This is a genomic window from Bradyrhizobium genosp. SA-3 (genome assembly GCF_004212635.1).
GTDB lineage: Bacteria > Pseudomonadota > Alphaproteobacteria > Rhizobiales > Xanthobacteraceae > Bradyrhizobium.
The window spans coordinates 1-2,532 of sequence record NZ_PSRT01000287.1 but is presented as its reverse complement, the minus strand read 5'-3'; the positions used below and the strand labels follow the sequence as shown (position 1 = coordinate 2,532).

The 2,532-nt window shown below is 63.0% G+C and carries 3 protein-coding genes; all 3 read left to right on the top strand.

Annotated features, from left to right (window positions below; genetic code table 11):
• Positions 1–80 precede the first annotated feature (80 nt).
• The 3 genes from tnpA to tnpC all read left to right on the top strand — a co-directional run bounded on the left by tnpA (position 81) and on the right by tnpC (position 2,512).
• Complete coding sequence (gene tnpA / locus CWO91_RS42010; RefSeq protein WP_130221147.1) at positions 81–503, top strand: IS66-like element accessory protein TnpA; 423 nt, start codon at positions 81–83, stop codon at positions 501–503.
• Positions 500–853, top strand: a complete 354-nt coding sequence (gene tnpB, locus CWO91_RS42005; protein ID WP_027583892.1) for an IS66 family insertion sequence element accessory protein TnpB — start codon at positions 500–502, stop codon at positions 851–853. Before tnpA ends, tnpB begins: the two co-directional genes overlap by 4 nt.
• A 69-nt stretch (positions 854–922) precedes the next feature.
• Positions 923–2,512, top strand: a complete 1,590-nt coding sequence (gene tnpC, locus CWO91_RS42000; RefSeq protein ID WP_130221146.1) for an IS66 family transposase — start codon at positions 923–925, stop codon at positions 2,510–2,512.
• Positions 2,513–2,532: the final 20 nt, after the last annotated feature.

Genomic DNA, 2,532 nt, shown 5'->3' with positions numbered 1-2,532 from the left:
CGTAAGCGCTAAACCGATACCCTTGGTTCGGGGTTAGATTAGATGTGCGAAGAAGCCTCCGGATTGAACGGAGGTTCGGGATGGGATTGGACGGCAAAAAGGACGTCCATTTGGACAGCTCGTCAGTTGGGGCGGTCAGCCGGCTTGAGGTACTTGAAGGACCCTCCGGACGTCGTGTGCGTTCGGAGGCCGAGCGGGCTCGGATCGTCGCGGAAAGCCTGCTGCCCGATGCTCAGGTGGCGGAGGTGGCGCGCAGGCACGGTGCGACGCGTTGGCAGATTTACGATTGGCGACGACGCTTTCGGCAGCGAGGCGAGTTGCCGTCGTGCGAGGCTTCGCGGCCGCCGTTCGCGCCGCTGGTCGTGGAGGGGCCGTTAGAGGAGCGTCACGTTCCGGCAGTCAAGCTCGAGATTGCGATTGGCGACGTCGTCGTGCGGACGGACGCGGCCATAGACGGCGAGCAACTGTCTCGGTTGATCCGCGCGGTGCGAGCGTCACGATGATCGCGCCCGGTGCCGATCTGAAGATTTACATCGCGACGCGGCCGATTGACTTCCGCTGTGGCCATGATGGGCTGGCTGCGAAGATACAGGAAATGCTTCGTCTCGACCCGTTTAGCGGCGCGGCCTTCGTATTCCGATCGAAACGAGCGGACCGGATCAAGATTTTGGTCTGGGATCGAACCGGCCTGGTATTGGTGCACAAGCGCCTCGAAGGCTGCAAGTTCGTTTGGCCAACGATCGCGGACGGTGTGATGCGCGTATCACCGGCGATGTTCGCGGCCTTGTTCGAGGGTCTGGATTGGAGGTTGGTCCGCCCGGAGGAAGCGCGGCGCCCGCAGGCGGCGGGATAACTGCGGCAGAGTGACTCGGAAGCTATTTTGAACGTGGCGCGTGCGGCGGCGATGTGCTCGAAATAGCGCATGAGCATCGCGGCGCTGCGCGACGAAAACGAACGCTTGAAGGCGCTTTTGGCGCAAACGCAGACGGCCTTGAGCGAGCATCAGGGGGCACTGGCGGCGTCGGAGGAAGCACGGCGTCGGCTGGAGGTCATTCTCGGCGAATTGCGACGCGAGAAGTTCGGCGCGAAGTCCGAGAAGCTGCGACCAGATCAGTATCATTTGCCGCTCGAAGACGTGGAGATCGCGCAAGGCATCCTGGACGCCGCACAGGAGAAGGCGGCCGCGATCATCCAGGGCCGATCGCGCGGCGGATCGGATCAAGGTTCTCATCGCAATCGGGGCTGCTTGCCTTCTCATTTGCCGCGGGTAGAGCGGATCATCGAGCCTGCGAGCACGCTTTGTCCGTGCGGTTGCGGGGCCATGACGAAGATCGGCGAGGATCTCAGCAAACGGCTCGACGTGATCCCGGCGCAATGGCGCGTGCTGGTCACACGCCGCCCGAAATACATCTGCCGCCGCTGCTCGGGCCCTGTCGTGCAGGCGCACGCACCGGAGCATGTCGTGCCTGGTGGACTACCGACGGAAGCAGCGATTGCGCACGTGATTGTCTCGAAGTTTGGCGACCATACGCCGTTTTACCGTCAGGCCGAGATCTATGCGCGCCAGGGGATCCGGCTTGATCGGGCGACCCTGGGCAATTGGTCCGGCCGCGCCTGCTTCCATCTCCAACCCGTTGCCGACCACATGCGCCGCCATCTGGCAGCGGCGGATCGTCTGTTCATGGACGAAACCACGGCGCCGGTGCTCGATCCCGGGCGTGGTCAAACGAAGAAGGGCTACTTCTGGGCGATCGTCTCCGACGACCGCGGCCACAGCGGCCCAAGTCCGCCGATCGTGCTGTTCCGATATGCCCCCGGTCGCAGCGGCACGTTCGCTGAGCAGTTCCTGGACGGCTTTAACGGATGCTTCCTGCAATGTGATGCCTATGACGGTTATGACCGGCTGACCGAAGTCGCTCGACCGCAAGGGCCGTGGACGCTCGTGCATTGCTGGAGCCATTTGCGCCGACGCTTCGTCAAGTTGGCCCGCAACAGCAAATCGCCGATCGCCGAGGCCGCCGTCCGGCAGATCGCACAGCTTTACGCCATCGAAGCCATGGTGCGCGGTTCATCGCCGGACCTCAGGCTGGCCGCCCGCAAGGAGCACTCGCTGCCCCTCGTCGAGGCGTTGAAGCCGTGGTTCGAGAAGCAGCTGTCGATGATCTCCAGCGGCTCGACGCTTGCCGAGGACATCCGTTACGCGCTCAATCATTGGCAAGGGCTGACCCGCTTCCTCGAAGACGGACGTCTCGAGCTCGACACGAACCCGGTCGAGAACGCCATCCGGCGAGTCTGCCTGACCAGAAAAAATGCGCTCTTCGCCGGCCATGAGGTCGGGGCTGAAAATTGGGCCTTGCTTGCGTCGATCGTCGCCACCTGCAAGCTTAGCGACGTCAACCCGGCCGCCTACATCGCCGAGACACTCGAGGCGATCATCGACGGCCATCCCCATAACAGAATCGAAGACCTCATGCCCTGGCGGTTCCGCAAAACGTCAAGCCAGCTTCAATAGGGTCGCGGCTAAGCGCTTAC

Excerpts from the sequence above, each read along its gene's own strand:
- tnpA (WP_130221147.1), top strand. The coding sequence starts at position 81 with ATGGGATTGGACGGCAAAAAGGACGTCCATTTGGACAGCTCGTCAGTT.
- tnpB (WP_027583892.1), top strand. The coding sequence starts at position 500 with ATGATCGCGCCCGGTGCCGATCTGAAGATTTACATCGCGACGCGGCCG.
- tnpC (WP_130221146.1), top strand. The coding sequence starts at position 923 with ATGAGCATCGCGGCGCTGCGCGACGAAAACGAACGCTTGAAGGCGCTT.